The 15,997-nt window shown below is 63.1% G+C and carries 20 protein-coding genes; 6 read left to right on the top strand and 14 right to left on the bottom strand.

Features of this window, described 5'->3' with window-relative positions; translation table 11 throughout:
- Position 1 precedes the first annotated feature (1 nt).
- From HDG34_RS26400 to HDG34_RS26390, 3 genes are all read right to left on the bottom strand, one after another.
- Complete coding sequence (locus HDG34_RS26400; protein ID WP_184063512.1) at positions 2-1,102, bottom strand: HlyD family secretion protein; 1,101 nt, start codon at positions 1,100-1,102, stop codon at positions 2-4.
- 81 nt (positions 1,103-1,183) lie between these two features.
- Positions 1,184-1,606, bottom strand: coding sequence for a MarR family winged helix-turn-helix transcriptional regulator (locus HDG34_RS26395; protein ID WP_184063509.1), 423 nt, complete (start codon positions 1,604-1,606; stop codon positions 1,184-1,186).
- 83 nt (positions 1,607-1,689) lie between these two features.
- Positions 1,690-2,112: a MarR family winged helix-turn-helix transcriptional regulator gene (locus tag HDG34_RS26390; protein ID WP_090807156.1), complete on the bottom strand. Its 423-nt coding sequence runs from the start codon at positions 2,110-2,112 to the stop codon at positions 1,690-1,692.
- 417 nt (positions 2,113-2,529) lie between these two features.
- On the opposite strand from HDG34_RS26390, the gene HDG34_RS26385 reads away from it, so the two are divergent.
- From HDG34_RS26385 to HDG34_RS26370, 4 genes are read left to right on the top strand one after another with little or no spacing between them, the layout of a single operon-like run.
- Positions 2,530-4,875, top strand: a complete 2,346-nt coding sequence (locus HDG34_RS26385; protein ID WP_184063506.1) for a TonB-dependent receptor — start codon at positions 2,530-2,532, stop codon at positions 4,873-4,875.
- Between the two features lie 21 nt (positions 4,876-4,896).
- The gene (locus HDG34_RS26380; protein WP_184063503.1) at positions 4,897-5,520 is read left to right on the top strand and encodes a MotA/TolQ/ExbB proton channel family protein; all 624 of its coding nucleotides are present in this window, start codon (positions 4,897-4,899) and stop codon (positions 5,518-5,520) included.
- Positions 5,520-5,918 carry a biopolymer transporter ExbD gene (locus HDG34_RS26375; RefSeq protein WP_184007118.1) on the top strand — a complete coding sequence of 133 codons (399 nt, stop codon included), beginning with the start codon at positions 5,520-5,522 and terminating at the stop codon, positions 5,916-5,918. Before HDG34_RS26380 ends, HDG34_RS26375 begins: the two co-directional genes overlap by 1 nt.
- Complete coding sequence (locus HDG34_RS26370; protein ID WP_311734748.1) at positions 5,911-6,654, top strand: TonB family protein; 744 nt, start codon at positions 5,911-5,913, stop codon at positions 6,652-6,654. The genes HDG34_RS26375 and HDG34_RS26370 overlap by 8 nt, the downstream gene beginning before the upstream one ends.
- A gap of 7 nt (positions 6,655-6,661) precedes the next feature.
- Here the strand turns inward: HDG34_RS26370 and HDG34_RS26365 are convergent, their stop codons facing one another.
- Complete coding sequence (locus HDG34_RS26365) at positions 6,662-8,386, bottom strand: tannase/feruloyl esterase family alpha/beta hydrolase (RefSeq protein WP_184063578.1); 1,725 nt, start codon at positions 8,384-8,386, stop codon at positions 6,662-6,664.
- Between the two features lie 243 nt (positions 8,387-8,629).
- The gene (locus HDG34_RS26360) at positions 8,630-9,595 is read right to left on the bottom strand and encodes a GlxA family transcriptional regulator (protein ID WP_184063500.1); all 966 of its coding nucleotides are present in this window, start codon (positions 9,593-9,595) and stop codon (positions 8,630-8,632) included.
- A gap of 110 nt (positions 9,596-9,705) precedes the next feature.
- Between HDG34_RS26360 and HDG34_RS26355 the strand changes: the two genes are divergently transcribed.
- Positions 9,706-9,996, top strand: coding sequence for a hypothetical protein (locus HDG34_RS26355; protein WP_184025141.1), 291 nt, complete (start codon positions 9,706-9,708; stop codon positions 9,994-9,996).
- A gap of 58 nt (positions 9,997-10,054) precedes the next feature.
- On the opposite strand, the gene HDG34_RS26350 is transcribed toward HDG34_RS26355, so the two are convergent.
- Positions 10,055-10,867: a DUF4377 domain-containing protein gene (locus tag HDG34_RS26350; RefSeq protein ID WP_311734747.1), complete on the bottom strand. Its 813-nt coding sequence runs from the start codon at positions 10,865-10,867 to the stop codon at positions 10,055-10,057.
- A gap of 273 nt (positions 10,868-11,140) precedes the next feature.
- The gene (locus HDG34_RS26345) at positions 11,141-11,674 is read right to left on the bottom strand and encodes a hypothetical protein (protein WP_090807165.1); all 534 of its coding nucleotides are present in this window, start codon (positions 11,672-11,674) and stop codon (positions 11,141-11,143) included.
- Positions 11,675-11,762: 88 nt separating this feature from the next.
- Between HDG34_RS26345 and HDG34_RS26340 the strand changes: the two genes are divergently transcribed.
- A complete protein-coding gene (locus HDG34_RS26340) occupies positions 11,763-12,695 on the top strand; it encodes a LysR family transcriptional regulator (protein ID WP_184063497.1) in 933 nt (310 codons plus the stop codon).
- Between the two features lie 46 nt (positions 12,696-12,741).
- On the opposite strand, the gene HDG34_RS39485 is transcribed toward HDG34_RS26340, so the two are convergent.
- The 7 genes from HDG34_RS39485 to HDG34_RS26310 form a co-directional block, all read right to left on the bottom strand.
- The gene (locus HDG34_RS39485) at positions 12,742-12,867 is read right to left on the bottom strand and encodes a hypothetical protein (protein WP_260321344.1); all 126 of its coding nucleotides are present in this window, start codon (positions 12,865-12,867) and stop codon (positions 12,742-12,744) included.
- Between the two features lie 143 nt (positions 12,868-13,010).
- Positions 13,011-13,478: a universal stress protein gene (locus tag HDG34_RS26335; RefSeq protein WP_184063493.1), complete on the bottom strand. Its 468-nt coding sequence runs from the start codon at positions 13,476-13,478 to the stop codon at positions 13,011-13,013.
- 181 nt (positions 13,479-13,659) lie between these two features.
- Positions 13,660-13,845, bottom strand: coding sequence for a hypothetical protein (locus HDG34_RS26330; protein ID WP_090807171.1), 186 nt, complete (start codon positions 13,843-13,845; stop codon positions 13,660-13,662).
- A gap of 255 nt (positions 13,846-14,100) precedes the next feature.
- A complete protein-coding gene (locus tag HDG34_RS26325; RefSeq protein ID WP_184063490.1) occupies positions 14,101-14,325 on the bottom strand; it encodes a hypothetical protein in 225 nt (74 codons plus the stop codon).
- 41 nt (positions 14,326-14,366) lie between these two features.
- Positions 14,367-14,717: an AraC family transcriptional regulator gene (locus HDG34_RS39905; protein WP_311734746.1), complete on the bottom strand. Its 351-nt coding sequence runs from the start codon at positions 14,715-14,717 to the stop codon at positions 14,367-14,369.
- A gap of 22 nt (positions 14,718-14,739) precedes the next feature.
- A complete protein-coding gene (locus HDG34_RS26315; protein WP_260321343.1) occupies positions 14,740-14,967 on the bottom strand; it encodes a hypothetical protein in 228 nt (75 codons plus the stop codon).
- 552 nt (positions 14,968-15,519) lie between these two features.
- Entirely contained in the window at positions 15,520-15,876 is a 357-nt protein-coding gene (locus HDG34_RS26310; protein WP_311734753.1) for a response regulator, read from the bottom strand.
- Between the last annotated feature and the right edge of the window lie 121 nt (positions 15,877-15,997).

The raw sequence follows: 15,997 nt of genomic DNA, 5'->3' as shown, positions 1-15,997 counted from the left end.
TTCATCCCTGCGCGGCCGGATGGCCCGCATCGAGGTGCACTTTCACGGTCGCGGACAGGCCCGGACGCAGCACGCCCTGCATGTCCTTCGGCACGTCGAGGCGCACGCGCACCGGCACGCGCTGCACGATCTTCGTGAAGTTGCCGGTCGCGTTTTCCGCGGGCAAGACGCTGAAGGTCGCACCGGTCGCCGGTGCAAGACTGTCGACCACGCCGTGCAGCGTCGTGCTCGACGCATCGAGTTCGACGTCGACGCTGTCGCCCGAATGCATTTTGCGCAGCTGATCTTCCTTGAAGTTCGCGTCGATCCATAAACCGCTCGCCGGCACGACGGTCAGCAGCGACACGCCCGTGTTGGCGAGCAGCCCAACGCGAGCCGTGCGATTGCCGACATAGCCATCGATCGGCGAGCGGATCGTCGTGTACTCGACGTTCAACGCGGCGACGCGCTGCGCGGCCTGCGCGGTCGCGATGCGCGCTTTCGCGTCGCCGATCTGAGCGTCGAGCACCGCGATCTGGCGTTGCGCCGCGAGCAGCGCCGCGCTGCTGCGATCGACCGCGGCGCGCGCTTTGGTCAGATCGGCGTCGGCCTTCTCGACGACCTGGTTCGACACCGCGTCGTCTTTCACGAGCTCGCGGTAGCGCGTCTGGTCGGCGGCGCTGCGTGTGAGCTCGGCGCCCGACGCGCGGACCTCGGCGGCCTGCTCGTTGATCGCCGCGAGTTGCAGTGATTTCTTCGCTTCGAGTTCGGTGACGGCGGCCTGCGCGCTCTCCACTTCAGCGCTGGCCTGGGCGAGGCGCGCGTCGTAGTCGCGGGCATCGAGACGCACGAGCACCTGGTTGGCGTGCACGAACTCGTTGTCGTGCACGAGCACGTCGGTGACGAAGCCGTTGACCTTCGGCGCCATCACCGTGACGTCGCCGCCGACGTACGCATCGTCGGTGCTCTCGACGAAGCGGCCGACGAAAAACCAGTACGAAGTGGCAAGCGCCAACACGACGAGAACGGAGAGGATCGCGAGCAGCATCCACGGGATACGCCGCACCTGTCTGGCGGGTTGTACCGCGCTTGGCGGCGCGACGGTCGAAGGAGTTGTGGACATGGTGTCGATATGTGCGTATGCACTCTTCAGATTGAAAAAAACGGCGCAGTGCGCCGGCCTCCGCTATCTTCAGCGTTTATGTCAAAGCGTATCCCGGGTGATCGCAAACAGCTCGGTGCGCAGTGCAGCCGCGCGGTCCTCGCCGAAGCGGTGCTCGAACTCGGCCTGTGCGGCATACCAATGAGCGCGGCCTGCGTCTTGCCGCTCTTCGCCCGCAGCGGTCAGCGAGATCAGCAGCGCGCGCGCATCCGCGCCCATCGCCTCGCTCGACACCAGCCCGTCGCGTCGCAGCGGTTGAATCGTCCGGACCAGCGTGGTGCGCTGCATGCGCATGGCCTCGGCAATCTGCTTCATCGTCATCGGACCGGTGCGCTTCAGGCGCCCCAGCAGCGAAAACTGCGTGATGGTCAGTCCGACATTCGACAGGTGCCGGTCGTAGATCTGCGATACGTGACGCGCGGCCTGGCGGATCGCAAAGCAGTCGTCGTCGAAAAGCGCTTCCATTCGCTGCACTTCCTTTGCTCGTTAGTGCATATGCACATTAAGCGGCGTCATAAAACCCGCCGAAGCGGGTTCCTACGCGCGATCTAACCGGTGATGCTGAACAGCTCGGTACGCAGCGTCTTTGCGCGGGCGCGGCCGAACTTCTTTTCGAATTCGTCCTGTGCGGCGCGCCATGCGACGGAGGCCTGATCGAACGTCGTCTCGCCTTTTTCCGTCAGGCTGAACAGCAACGTGCGGTTGTCGTGGTCCGCCGCCTCGGCCAGCACGAGGCCGTCGCGCTGCAGGGGCTTCATCGCGCGGACCAGCGTGGTGCGCTCCATCACCATCGCGTCCGCGAGCTCCGCCATAGGCAGGTTCGGTGTGCGCGCGAGCTTCGCGAGGATCGTGAACTGCGCAGCGGTCAGCCCGACGCTGCCGAGATGGCGCTCGTACATCTGCGTGACGTGCCGCGCCGCCTGGCGCAGCGCGAAGCAGTTGCATTCGTCGTAGGAGAGAGGACGGTTCATGGTGCGAAGTTTATGTGTGCATATGCACTGTGTCAAGTTTTTCGAATGGCAACGGGCAAATGGCTCACCCGTTGCGCTACGGCGGCCTTCATCTTGCGACTTGCCAGCTGTAATTGTTATGTTATAACATGACCAAAAATTGGCGCTCCAGCCCTGCCGTTTTTCACACCGGCCCACTGCGACGCCCAACAAAATCCGTCCGACCTATGAGCGGACAGTCCATGCTCAACGACCACTTATGACCGTCATCGCCATTACCGTTCTCATCGAAAAGTAGGCCTGATCGACGGGCCTGCTATCGCGCGTCGTCAACCTCCAGTTCGCCTGTCCTTCCCCTGCCGGCCAGGGGCGAGGTGGGCGAGCTTTTGCCGAACGCTTCTATTTATCAACGCATCGTCCTTAGCGCGAGCAACAACAATGAAAAACCGCACACTGACCGCACAGGCGGCGATCGTGTTCTGTACCGCCATCTCGAACGCATGGGGTGCGCCAGGCAACGCCATGTTGACGGGCACGGTCTCCGATCCCGCGGGCCATCCCGTCGCTCACGCGAAAGTGGAGGTACAGGACGCGAGCGGCGCCTCCATCGGCGCGTCGAACACGGACACGTCGGGCCACTTCTCGATCGACGGCGTGGCGCCCGGCACGTATGCGGTCGTCGTCACCGCGGCCGGTTTTGCAAGCGGCAGCAGCATCGCGACCGCCCAGTCCGGCGCCCCGGCAAGCGTCAGCGTACAACTGCAAAAGAGCGATACACTCGACGTGCAGGTCAACGCACAACGTCTGAACGCTGCCCGCAACGGCTTGCTGCCCGAAACGGGCAGCAGCGTCTATCGCTTCACGCAGGCGGACATCGACACGATGCCGGCGGGCGCGAATACGCCGCTCAATCAGGTGCTGCTGCAAGCGCCCGGCGTCGCCAACGACTCGTACGGCCAGCTGCACGTGCGCGGCGAGCACGCCAATTTGCAATACCGGATCAACGGCATCATCATTCCGGAGCCGATCAGCGGCTTCGGCCAGTCGCTCGACACGCGCATCATCGATCAAATGAACCTGCTCACTGGCGCCCTGCCCGCGCAGTACGGCTACCGCACGGCCGGTATCGTCGACATCCGCACCAAATCGGGCGACATGGGCAGCGGCGGCTCGATCGACGTATTCGGCGGCAGCCATCAGACCGTCAAAACGAGCGCCGACGTGTTCGGCAGCGAGGGACCGTTCAGCTACTACCTGAGCGGCTCGCTCGGCATGAACAATCTCGGCATCGAGAATCCGACGGCGAGCGCCAGTGCGATTCACGATCACACGCGCCAGGGCAATGCATTCGGCTATCTGTCGTATCTGCTCAATCCGCTCACTCGTGTGAGTCTGTTGTTCGGCGCGACCAGCAACCAGTTCGAGATTCCGAACACGCCGGGGCTCACGCCGAACTTCGCGCTCAACGGCCACAGCACGTTCGATTCGTCGCAACTGAACGAAACGCAATCGGAGCTGAACAATTTCGCGGCGCTCGCGCTTCAAGGCACCAACGGCGGCGCGCTCGATTACCAAGTCGCCTTCTTTACGCGCTATACGCGCACGAAGTTCAACCCCGATCCGATCGGCGACCTCATGTTCAACGGGGTAGCATCGGAGGACTTCCATAGCAACACAGCCAACGGCGTGCAGGTCGATACGACCTGGCGCATCAACGACAGTCACACGGTTCGCGCGGGCGTCTTCTTCCAGCAGGAACACGCGATATTCGACAATAACGTGTCTGTGTTCCCCGCCGACGCGGACGGCAACCAGCTCTCCGACGTGCCCTTCAACATCCAGGACAGCAGCAGCAAGACCGGCTATCTGTACAGCCTGTACGCGCAGGACGAATGGAAGCTGACCGACCGGCTCACGCTGAACTATGGCTTGCGCTACGACCGCATGGACGAGTACACGAGCGCGAGCCAGTTGAGCCCACGCGTCGGCCTCGTCTACACGCTCACGTCGTCCACGACGCTGCACGCCGGCTACGCGCGCTACTTCACGCCGCCGCCGTTCGAACTCGTGTCCGGCTCGACGATATCGAAGTTCGACGGCACGACGAATCAGAGTTCGGTAACACAGAACGATCCCGTACAGCCGGAACGCAGCCACTATTTCGATCTCGGCATCACGCAGAAACTCGGCCCTGCGGTCACGCTCGGACTCGACGCGTACTACAAGAAATCGACCGACCTGCTCGACGAAGGACAGTTCGGCTCCGCGCTGATCTACACGCCGTTCAACTACCAGTACGGCAGAACGTATGGCGTCGAATTCACCGCCAACTACAAACAGGACAATCTCTCCGCGTATCTGAACCTCGCGTATAGCCGCGCGCAAGGCAAGAACATCAACTCCGCGCAGTTCAATTTCGGTGCGGACGAACTGGCGTACATCTCGAACAACTGGGTGTACCTCGATCACGACCAGCGCGTGACCGCATCGTTCGGCGCGGCATACGACTTCCACCAAACCACCTTCACGTTCGACGGAATCGTCGGCTCCGGCCTGCGCAGCGGCTTTGCGAACACCGATCGCCTGCCCGTCTATGCGCAGTTCAACCTCGGCGTAATCCAGCACTTCAACGAGCCGATGATCGGCAAGTTCGACGCGCGTCTGGTGGTGATCAACGCATTCAACCGCGTGTACGAGTTGCGTGACGGCTCGGGCATCGGCGTCGGCGCGCCGCAGTACGGTCCGCATTTCGCGGTTTATGCGGGCGTGACCAAGTACTTCTGATCGACGGCAGGGAGAATCATCATGCAGGAATGGACAGGCTTTATCGCGGCGATGCGCACCGGCGGATGGATCATGTATCCGCTCAGCGTGCTCGGCGTGCTCGCATTGACCATCATCATCGAGCGGGCGTATGTGTTTGCCCGCTTCGCAAGCGCACCGGCGCGTGTTTTGCAAACCACGTCGTCAGCCGATGACAACCGTCTCGACCGCCTCGCCCCGCACCACGCGTTTCGGCGCATGGCCGCACCGTGGCTGTCGGAATCAGACTCGCCGCTGTGGCTGCGCGAGGCGTCGGCGCAATCGATCGCGTCACAGATCGAGCGCGACATGGGCCGCGGTCTGTGGCTACTGGAGACGATCGTCACGGCGGCGCCGCTGCTCGGCTTGCTCGGCACGATCGTCGGGATGATGAAGTCATTCCAGCTGTTCGGCGGCAATGGCCTCGTAGATCCGGGCGGCGTCACGGGCGGGGTGGCGCAGTCGCTGGTGGCGACCGCGATCGGACTCATCGTCGCGGTCTTCGCACTGTTCGCGTTCAACTATTTTTCACGGCGGCTCGAGCGTCTGATGGATGAACTCGAACTATTCGCCAACGCGCGACTCAGCGCGCTGCGCCTGCAACAAGAGGCGCGAGGCGAGCGCTGATGAAACTCAAACGCTCGCGCGCCTCGCGGCGCGGCCGCATCGAAATCATTCCGATGATCGACGTGATGTTTTTTCTGCTCGCGACCTTCATGCTCGCCTCGCTGGCGATGCAACGTCTCGACGCGGTGCGGATCAATCTGCCTTCGGGACGCGCGCAGCCGATCAGCACGAGCGAGCCGCTGACGATATCGGTGAACGGCAACGACGAGGTCTCGGTCAATCGCCACGTCGTTCGCGCGGATCAGATCGAGCCTGAAGTGAAGCGCCTGCTGCGCGCGGACGGCAACGTCGTCATCGCGGCCGACGATCACGCGGGTCACGGCGCGGTCGTGCAGGCCATGCTCGCGGCACGACGTGCGGGCGCCGAACACTTTCTGATCGCCGTGCATCGTGATTAAAGCTTGCCGCAAGCTGTTCGGGGGGCACGTTGTGGGACCGCTGGGTACCGCCGTCGCTTGTCTGATCTCGCTGGGTATCTGGCTTCTGGTGCTGGCGGCGCTCTCGTCCGGGTTGCTGAAGTCGAGTCAGCCAGCTCCACCGCCTGCTCCACTGGATATGCGCGTGGTCGTGCTCGACGAGCCTGCGCCGCCTGAATCCCGTCCGTCGCAAACTCCGGTTGCGGTTCCAGCGGAACAGGCGCCACGGCACGCGCAGACGCAATCGCGTACCTCAGCGCATCGCGCGGTGCCGCCTGTGCCAACCAGGCCGCAGACGCTGACGACGCCCGCTGCCGCAGCGCCGTCGGCACCGGTTGCTAGTCAGGCACAACGCCCGTCGCAAGATGATCAGCCGGAACAAACGGCCGCCGCGGGATCGCAGCAATCGTCCGCACAGCACGACGCCGCTCCAGCCGCCTCGGCAAGCTCCAACACCGCCGCCCGCTCCATCTCGCAACCGCTACCGACGCTGCCCGACGACTTGCGCGAGCAGGCCTATCAGACGATCGCGACAGCCCGCTTCACGATCCACGCCGACGGCTCGGTCGATGTCGAGCTCATTCACGCGACGCCGAACCCCCGTCTCAATCAGCTGCTGCTCGACACGTTGCGGCGCTGGCGCTTTTTTCCCGCGCTGCGCGATGGCCGGCCCGTCGAAAGCACGCAAAACATCCGCGTGCATTTCAACGTCAGTTGAACAGCGCCTACTGGCTTGCGCAGGTGAAATTCGCCGCGACGTTCACGTCGCCCGAGCCGTTATAGCGGGGAAAGGTCGGATATTGGCACAGCGGCCGTGTGCGTCCGGGCACGCCGGCCGTATCGGCGACGATCTGCGCGGGCGGCACCACGCCGTTTTCGACCCAGTTTTCGAGCGTCGTCAGCGAATCCCACGAGGCGTTGAACACGGTGCTGAGCGCATGGCCATAGCCGGGAATCTCGTAGAAGCGCACGAAGTTCGCCACGGTGGACACGCCCATCGTCGCTTGCAGACGCTGATAGTACTGCTCGGTCGAACGCGTGCTGACCAGCGCGTCGGCCATGCCGTGCGCCATCAGGATCTTGCCGCCCTTCGCATTGAAGGCCGACAGATCCGTCTTGTTGACGTCCTGCAGGCCCGTCAGCTGACTGATGCGCGCCTGCAGACTGCCCGGATTCTGCGGATCGACGGCGAGCGAGTTGTAGTTCGGGTCGCGCGTGACGAAGTAGCGGATCCACTGGTCCCAGAACACGCTCAGATACGGCGCGGTCGTGGGCATCGGCGATGCGGGCTGTGACCTGCCGAGCGCGAGCGTGGTCACTGTCGGCTGCAACGCCGAAGGATTCGCGATGCCGAGATCGGCGCCGTACACGTTGAAGCCCGGATACTGCGTCTCGCCGCTCGCGAGGGTGTAGCCGAACGTGATCGGCGTGTTGTACACGTTCAGCGCCGCGATCTGCGCGTCGGACAGACAGGTGTCGCCGGTATCGGCGCCGCCCGCGCAACGCAGCGGCGTGCCGTTCAGCGTCGCCGTCGCGGGATTGAAGGTCGCGTTGCACGCGGCGACGTTGCTGATCAGACCGTCGGCAACGCCGTCGAGCGCGTCGCAACTCGCGAGCACCGTGTCGAGCAGCACCTTGCGCTTCGCCTGGTCGAGATAGGCACCCGGCGCCGCCAGTGCGCGCGTGATGCGGCCGAACTGCAGATCGAGGCTCGCGGCCGCCCATGCCGGATACAGCACGATCGAGCCGTCCCAATCCTGCGGCCAGCGTTGCACCACCGCCAGCGCCTCGCGTCCGCCCGACGAGCCGCCCGCGAAATACGCCCGCTTCGGCGCCTTCACCGCGTAGCGCGCGTCGATCAGATAGACGGCCGCGTCGCGGGTTTTCTTCAGTGCGTCGCCGTTGAAGTTCTGCATCGCTTCGTCGTTCACGCCGAACGACGCGTCCTCGCTGCCGAGCGCATTGGCCTCGTGTCCCGAGTCACTCGCGAACACCGCGTAGCCGCGGCCAAGCGGAGTCAGTTGCGCGGTCGGGCCGGCCGGCACGTTGCCTGTCGGCGCGGGAATCGTGCCGTCGTAGCCGCCGCCGCCGAACATCATGATCTTGCTGTTCCAGTTGGTCGGCATCGCGATCTGGAATTTGATTTGCGGCGCCGCGGGATCGACGGGACTGATCGCGCCGCTGACGAGGCAATACTCGCCGGTCGCTTGCGCGCCCGAGCCGGACGCGGGCATCACGGTCGCCGCAGTCACAGTCGCGCCAGTGGTCGGCAAACCGATTGCTGACGCCGGCACGTTCTTGCCGGTCAACTGCGCGCAGCCAAGCGGCGCGGCGGCGGTCGACTGAATGTTGTCACTGCCCCCACAGCCGCTCAACGATAGAACCGCGAGCAATGACGCGACGGAAATGACCGGAACAAAAGAGAAGGATGACGGAACGGCGCGCTGCATGGGCATGACTGTCTCCATCTTGGTTTAGAGACGCGGTCGCACGAGTCGGCTTCATCTCGCACGCCGTGTCTGCGCTGGGGGATGTGAGGCGCGAAGGTATACGGCAATGCGGTGCATAGCAAGCGGCGTGCCGCGAGCCGCCGGCGGGCCACGCATGCATTGCAGCCAGGCGTCGGTTGCGATCCGGAAAGCGCGTAAGAGTCGACTTTGCAATCGGCTTCGCTGCCGCGCTCGCTATAGCCTTCAACGCAGATCCGCACGAAGATCGCGCACGCCTTTGCCGAGCCGTTGGCGCAACAGCGTGCGCAACGTGGCACCGTCGACATAGCCGACCTCGGCCGCAATCGCGTCGATGCCGAGGCCGCTGCCATGCAGCAGCGACTGCGCATACTCGACACGCAGATCCTGAAAGTAAGCCAATGGCGATTTGCCGAGCACGTCCTGGCAACGACGCTGCAGCGTACGCGCGCTCGTCGCCAGTGCGGCCGCAGCATGCTGCAGCGAGAACCCTTCCTTCAGATGATCGCGCGCCCATCGCTCGAAACGCTGAATCAGCGGATCGGCCTGAGCCAGATGGTTCGGGATGATGTACGGCGCCTGCGATGAGCGCAGGTCGGCGAGCAGGTAGCGCGACACGAGCGTAGCCAGCTCGGGGCTCGCGCGGCGGATCAACCACAGCGCGAGATCGAGATGCCCCATCGCCGCGCCCGCAGTCACACCGACGTCCGATGGCACCAGCATGCGCGACTCGTCGAGCAACACGGCCGGATAGCGTTGCCGGAACAATGGACCCAGCCACCAGGTCGTGGTCGCTTCGCGATGATCGAGGAGTCCGGTTTCCGCGACGAGGAACGTGCCGATGCACGACGCGGCGATCAACGTGCCCTGTGCATGCCATGCCAGCATCTGCGCCCTGGCGTCGCGCACGTCCGGCCGCTCGAGCGCGGGTACCAGCTGCTCCGGCGTACCGGTACTGAGCGCGGGAATGATCACCCAGTCCGGCTTCAGGTCCGCGGTGATCGCTTGCACGGGGATGGTCAGCCCCTGCCCTGAGCGAACCTTCTTGCGCACGCCGACGACCGACAGTTCGAAGTGCGGCCGCCCGCCCAACTTCGCGGCCGCGAACCGGTTGGCGAGCGAGAACGCGTCGAGCATGACGGTGAGACCGGTGTCGAACAGCCCCTGCAAGGCGAGCACGGCGATGCGCATGGCGTAAATGACCCTAAAGTTGTCATTTGCGACGATACAGCTTTTCCCGGCCGAGGGCTACAGTGAGCCCCGTTGTACATCGCAACCAACGTCGACCCAGGAGGTCACTGATGAAAGTTTTCGCCATCGCAACCGCACAACCGACCCTCACCCCGGACAAGCTCCAGCAGCACATGCCCCACGAGGTGCCGGCCACGCTCCAGCTTTATCTCGACGGCAAGGTCGAGCAGTTCTGGTTCCGCGACAAGGCCGGACCGATTTTCCTGATGAACGTCGGGTCGGTCGACGAGGCCAAGGCAATACTCAACGCGTTGCCGCTCGTGGCTGACGGGCTGATGAAGTATGAATACCTGCCGGTGGGACCGCTCGCGCCGCTGGGGCGGCTGATTCAGAAGGGGTGAAGTCACGCTGGTGGGGAGCCGTGCCGCCAATGTGCCTGGCGGCACGTTTGAAGAAGCATTACTGCCCGACCTTCTCCGATTCGACGACCAGGTCCAGCACATAAGCGACCGACGGCCCATCGGCAGGCGGGTTCCTGACTGTGAAACGCTTCACGCGCACGACGTTACGGATGCCCGGCGTGTGCGTGTAGCCTTCGATATCCTGATTCAACGGGTGCCACGGACCAGGCGTGCCGGTCGCCAGGCCCTGCTCGTCGAAGAAGCGATCGCGCACGAGCAGACATTGCGCGTTCGGCATCAACGGATGGTTGCACGGCACGGACTGCGCCGCCACTTCAAGGAACGCTATTTGACCGGGGCCGCCGTAGCGCATCTCGGCCGTGGGCACACCGGTAAAGCTCAGCGTGTCGCCGCTATCGGTGACCAGTTGCAGGCTCGGCGCGTTGTCCCGTGCGAGCAGGGTCACGTTGACGCTGCCGCGCACACGCTGCGAGATCGCATCGTCGAGTGCGGCAAGTGCGGCATCGTGGCAGGCCATCATCGTGCTGACCATGGGGCCGATCTGCAAATACCCTTTCCTGACGGTGTAACCCGCTCCCATGCTGTTGCAGCTATTGACGACGGTGATCCGGTACGGACTGAAGTCGAGCTGCACTGGCCTGTCTGGGCGCACGAACAGGGCATCGATGTGCGTGCCATTGCGATCGATCGCGTTGTTCAGCTGCCAGTGGTATCGGGTCAACAGATCGGTGCCGGTCGGCGACGCCGGGTTGGCGGCCGCCGTGGTTGCCGATGGCGCCGGCGCTGTCACTTCCGGTGCCTGTGCGCAGGCGGCGAGAACGAGCGGCAGAAATAGCATGCAGTATTTCACGTCGGCACCTCGCTGAGTTCAGTGGTCGTTCCGGGCGTTTGCTCGCGTCGTCGGGCCAAGGGACGCGAGAATCAGGTCGCATGCACGAAAGCCGGAAGTGCCAGTGAAGGGTACCACCCGGCCGCATCAGGCCGGGTTTGCGCACCTGCTTCGTTCAGGCCGCGAGCATCGACTCGACGACCGACAGCATAACGCAGGTGGAAGGCGTAAAAACGTCGCTCGATGCTGATCGGATTCCTCGTTACGTGGCCGAACTGCGCCCAGTGCAGCAGGCTACGCCTGGGAGATGTCACGGCCGACGGAAGGACGGGCGTGACGCCGCTTCAGCCGAGGGCGCAACATCAGATAGAAGGCGGCAACATGCGTGATCGCCAGCGTCGGCACATAGATGATCGGAATCGCGTACAAGGCGCCCAGCTCGCCTGCATGCGCGGGCAGATCGGCCGCGGTTGCGTGGTAGTAGTCGATGATCAGGTCGGCCATACCAACAAGATTGAAAGCGACGACGAACGACCAGAAAAGCGGACGTATCCGGGCCGTCAGCAAAGCCAGCATCGCCAGCACCCCCGTGGCGAAATCCCCATAGGCGGCGAACACGGCGAAGCTCGCGGACAGTTGCGGACTGACGACACCAGGCAACAGAAAGGCGAGCCCGAAGAAGCGGAAGCTGTGCAACGTGGCGATCGCGCGTTGCGCGTCGAATGGAGCCATCGACTTGAGCTTCGGCCACACGTAGGTGCCGAAGCACAGCAGCCAGGCGAGATAGCCCAAAACGAGGTGCAACTGGAACAGAAGCCGCGATGACATGGTGCCTCCTTGTCAAGTGTTGGATGCGCAGGTGTTAGGTGTACCATCGTCTCGCGCGGGTGACTATTCCTCACAATGTTGACAGGCTATGAAGCAGAACTTCACAGTCAGGCAGGGCGCGCTCGACGGCGTCGAAGTCTTCCTCAGCGTTGCCGAGCATCGCAGTTTTCGCGGGGCCGCCGCGCAACTGGGCGTGACGCCGTCGGCCGTCAGTCAGGCGGTGCGTGTGCTCGAAGTCCGCCTCGGTGCGACGCTCTTCATCCGCACCACGCGCAGCGTCGGCTTGACCGAAGCCGGCGAGCGCTTTCTCGCTCGGGCCAAGCCCGCCTTCGAGGAACTCGTCGCCGCCAGCGAGGTGGCGCGCGGACTCGGCGAGCGACCGTCCGGCCTGTTGCGTCTTTCCGTGCCGCGTGCAGTCGTGCCGATCCTGCTGGAGCCGCTAATCGCGTCATTCTGCAAGGCCAATCCCGAGGTCGAGGTGGAAATAGCGGCCAGCAAGGAGCTGATCGATCTCGCGACGGAAGGCTTCGACGCCGGCATCCGGCTCGGTCAGTTCGTCGCCGCCGACATGGTCGCGGTGCCGCTCACGGCACCGTTCCGTTTTGTCGTCGTGGGAAGTCCTGCCTATTTCGCGGCGCGCGGCCGCCCCGAGCAAATGGACGATCTGCGCGAGCATGCATGCATTCGCTGGCGGCGCTCCAGCGGCGCGCTCGCATTGTGGTCGTTCAACGATAACGGCCAGCCGATCGAGATCGCCGTCTCCGGTCCTTTCATCGCCAGCGATTTTCCGAGCGTGCTGGGCGCGGCGATCGAAGGCGTTGGCCTTGCCCAGCTACCCGAGCCGATGGCCGCCGAGGGGTTGCGAACGGGAAAGCTGGTGGACGTTCTGAAGGCGTACGCGCCGATGGTCCCTGGCGTGTTTCTCTACTATCCGAGCCGCCGCCAGATCATGCCGAAGCTGCGTGCGTTCATCGATCATGTCAAGAGCCGCGCGACGCGCTCGATGCCTGGCGACAGTTGACGAAGGGCGGATTCAACCGGTCGATGCAATAGTTCGATGGAACCGTTCAGCCGGCGTTTCGTAATCCAACGTCTTCCTTGGACGCTCGTTCAGCCTTCGAGCCACGGCGTCGCGTTTGTCCTGAGCCCATCATCTGCAGCAGTTTCCCAGCTTCGATCTTTTGCAATTTCATGATTCTCCAGTGTTGCCCTGACGGGCTGGCAATGACCGGAGAGAGATCGGGTGAGCGCTCGATGAGCGCTGGCCGGAAGACGCCATCGGCGCTACGTGGTCGCAATCGCGCAAGCCGTGTGCGTGATTGGCCAGGTGCGGATTTTATGCCGATGGTGCTTCGCTCTCATGCCGCGATTTTTTCATCGTCGCCGGATCGCGCACGATGGTGACCGCGCACGGCGCGTAGGCGAGCACCTGGCGGGCGACCGAACCGATCAGCCAGCGATCGAACGGCGTATGTCCGCGATGCCCCACCACGAGATGGTCGATAGCATGCCGCTCCGCGTACAGCACGATCTCCTTTGCCGGCGGGCCGACCACGAGATCGAACTCCACGGCCCCGATCGAAGCGGCGAGCTTCGCCTTGATGTCGTCGAGGATCGCGGTGGCATGGCGCACTTCCAGATCGATCAGATTTTTTCGCTCAACTTCTATCGCACCCCAGTCCGGCGTGCGCGCGACGACGAGCACATGCAAGCGCGCGTCGAAACGCTTCGCGAGATCGACCGCGAAAGCAACGGCATATTGCGCGGACGCCGACCCGTCATAACCTACCAGCACGTTCTGCATGATTTGCTCCTGTGCGGTTCAAACTGGGCCGTGACTTTGTTGGACGAAATGCATCGAGCCATTTGCGTGAACCGCGAGCGCTCCCCGACTTCACGGCGTCGGCGCGAAAGCATGCGCGAACCACTCGCGAACCCGCCGCGTGGATTGTCATGCGGACGACGTCGGCACACGCGGTGTTGAATCAGTTGTCGTCGCTTCTGGACGGGAGGTGCTCGTGAGGCTCGGGCTCTGCCGCGTCGGCGTTAGGAAGGTCGTCTGGGGCCGGATTTTTCAGGCCCTTCGGATCGGGCTGGCGAGTCTTGCCGGCGGAAGTTTTCGCGGGGTCGAGAGAGGTGCCGGTCGGCTCAGCGGATGGATTGGAGGTCATGATGTGCTCCTGCGCTGATGAATACAGCTTCTATCATGATAGTTCACCTGGCCGATTTGAGGCATACGCGCTGTCACGCCAGCACTGCCGTCACGCCCGCCCGCTGTTTCTAGCCACGCTAACCACAGGATCGCGGGCCTACCGAGGAAAATTCCGCGTTCCGAACCACACCGAAAAGCACAGGAAGAAACGCCCGCCGGCCCACGTGAGGACGCGGGCGGGAGTCGTAGGTTGATGGAATCATTGCACATAGCCTTACTGCGGGCCGGCGCCTTGCTTGAAAGCATCACACGGCAACTGCCAGTCAATGGGCAACGTCGGGATCGACTCGGGGTAGTCCGATGACAGTGCCAAATGGGCCACCGTCTCGTCGTACTCGTAAGCCTTACCCTCGTTGGCCAACTGATGCACCGTCGTCCGGCACACGCGCCCGATGATTGGCGTAGTTCGGCCCCAGTTCCAGCCGTTCGACACGGGCATTCAAAATCGTTTAAAACATAGTCAGACATGACTCTTTCTCATCACTCACCCTGACGGGTGCTCTTGCGATAGTCAAAAGGACTACTGCCGGTCCAATGTTTAAATGCGCGGCAGAAACCGGTGGCGTCGGAAAAGCCAAGATCGAACGCCGGCACTGCCACGCTCGTGTTCGAGTTTGTCAGCCGATGGACAGCGATATCCCTTCGCAGTCCGTCTTTCACGAGCTGGAAGACTGGACATTCAGCGCATTTCATCACGGTTCCATCGTGGCTAAAACGCGCGACTATCTTGAACAGAATATTGCGCAGCCGGTAACCATACAGGATCTTGCGCAGGCATTGCACACATCTGTACGCACGCTCAACCGTAGATTCGCAGAGGAAGGAACGCACCCGAGTGCCCCCGCGCACCAGACTAGCGATAGTTGACGAAGTCGATCAGGTCATTGAGGAACCAGGGCAGAATAAGTTGCGTGTCGGAATAGCTGGTGCCGACAGTGAGTCTCGGTGGTCTTGACGTGGAGTCAGCGGACGGTGCGGCGTCTGGAACATGCAGGATGTAGGCGTTCGTATCGACCGCCGGCTGATTGTTCGCCGGAGTCGATGTGCAGCCGGTAGCGAGAACGACGAGAACTGCTGCCAAGCAACGAGACTTCATGAGCGGGTGAACTCCGGCGACGTTTTCTACATTATGGCTGAACTGACTTGAATACCGGCAACGAACTGAACCCCATCGCAAAGTCAACACCGTTACGCCCAGTGTCGTCCGATGTGCGCCCGCCGCCGACGATCGTCCCAGGGCTGGTGGCCGAATAGATGTACCCGGACGAGCTACACAATGGACCGAACCGCCTGAGTGCGCGACTAGGGCTCGCGCAGGTGGTCGGAAGAAAACAGAAGCACGCACTCGAACAGCGTTATGGTTTTCGCCGCCTTGATGTAATCACCCGGTGGGAGCAGCAATCGCAGGGCTTATCTGGACCGCAGAGCCACGGCGAAGGAACGTGATGGCCGGATTGCCGGCGCGAATTCGCTAGACTGACGCGGATGTCGCCGGCCGGCCAATTTGAGACGATCGCCCGGCAGCCCTGAATGTCCGCTTGCAAGTTTGCTACGGCCCGACGCGATACCACATCGAACGTCACGTCGCGCAAATTTCTCAAAGCTGGTCAGCCGGCATATCCGGAGTGCGATGTCACGGAGCCGGACCGCCGCCTGGTGCCACCCGCGAAATCGCGTCGAGAAGATCTTTGGCTACAAACGGCTTGATCAGCAATTCCTGGCCGCCAGCGCACGCGACGGCGCTGCGCGTTTCCGGATTGTCGTGCGAGGTGATGAACACGGCTGGAGGACGACGATAACCGAGCTGCTCGTAGAATCGGGGCCCTGAAATACCGGGCAGTTGAACGTCCAGCACAAGGCAGTATGGTACGCGCATGCAGTTCGCGTGGGAGTATGCTTCGGCGCAGCCGAACAACAGGATGTCGAAGCCCGAAACGCGCAACAGGCGCTGCAATGCCCGACCCATGCCGGCGTCGTCTTCGACGATCACGATCAACTGTCTGGTATGGTTCATTGCCCGCCAAGGTCTCGTGCCTCAAGTTTCGTGTGAGCCAAGGTCCGGCGCTATCAGGGCATGGGGCAATCCGGTTGCCCTTTGGGGCAAGCCGGGT

The sequence above is a fragment of the Paraburkholderia sp. HC6.4b genome, from assembly GCF_014200875.1.
Lineage (GTDB): Bacteria > Pseudomonadota > Gammaproteobacteria > Burkholderiales > Burkholderiaceae > Paraburkholderia > Paraburkholderia tuberum.
The sequence above is the reverse complement of the archived record's forward strand: the minus strand, read 5'-3'. Positions and strand labels throughout refer to the sequence as shown.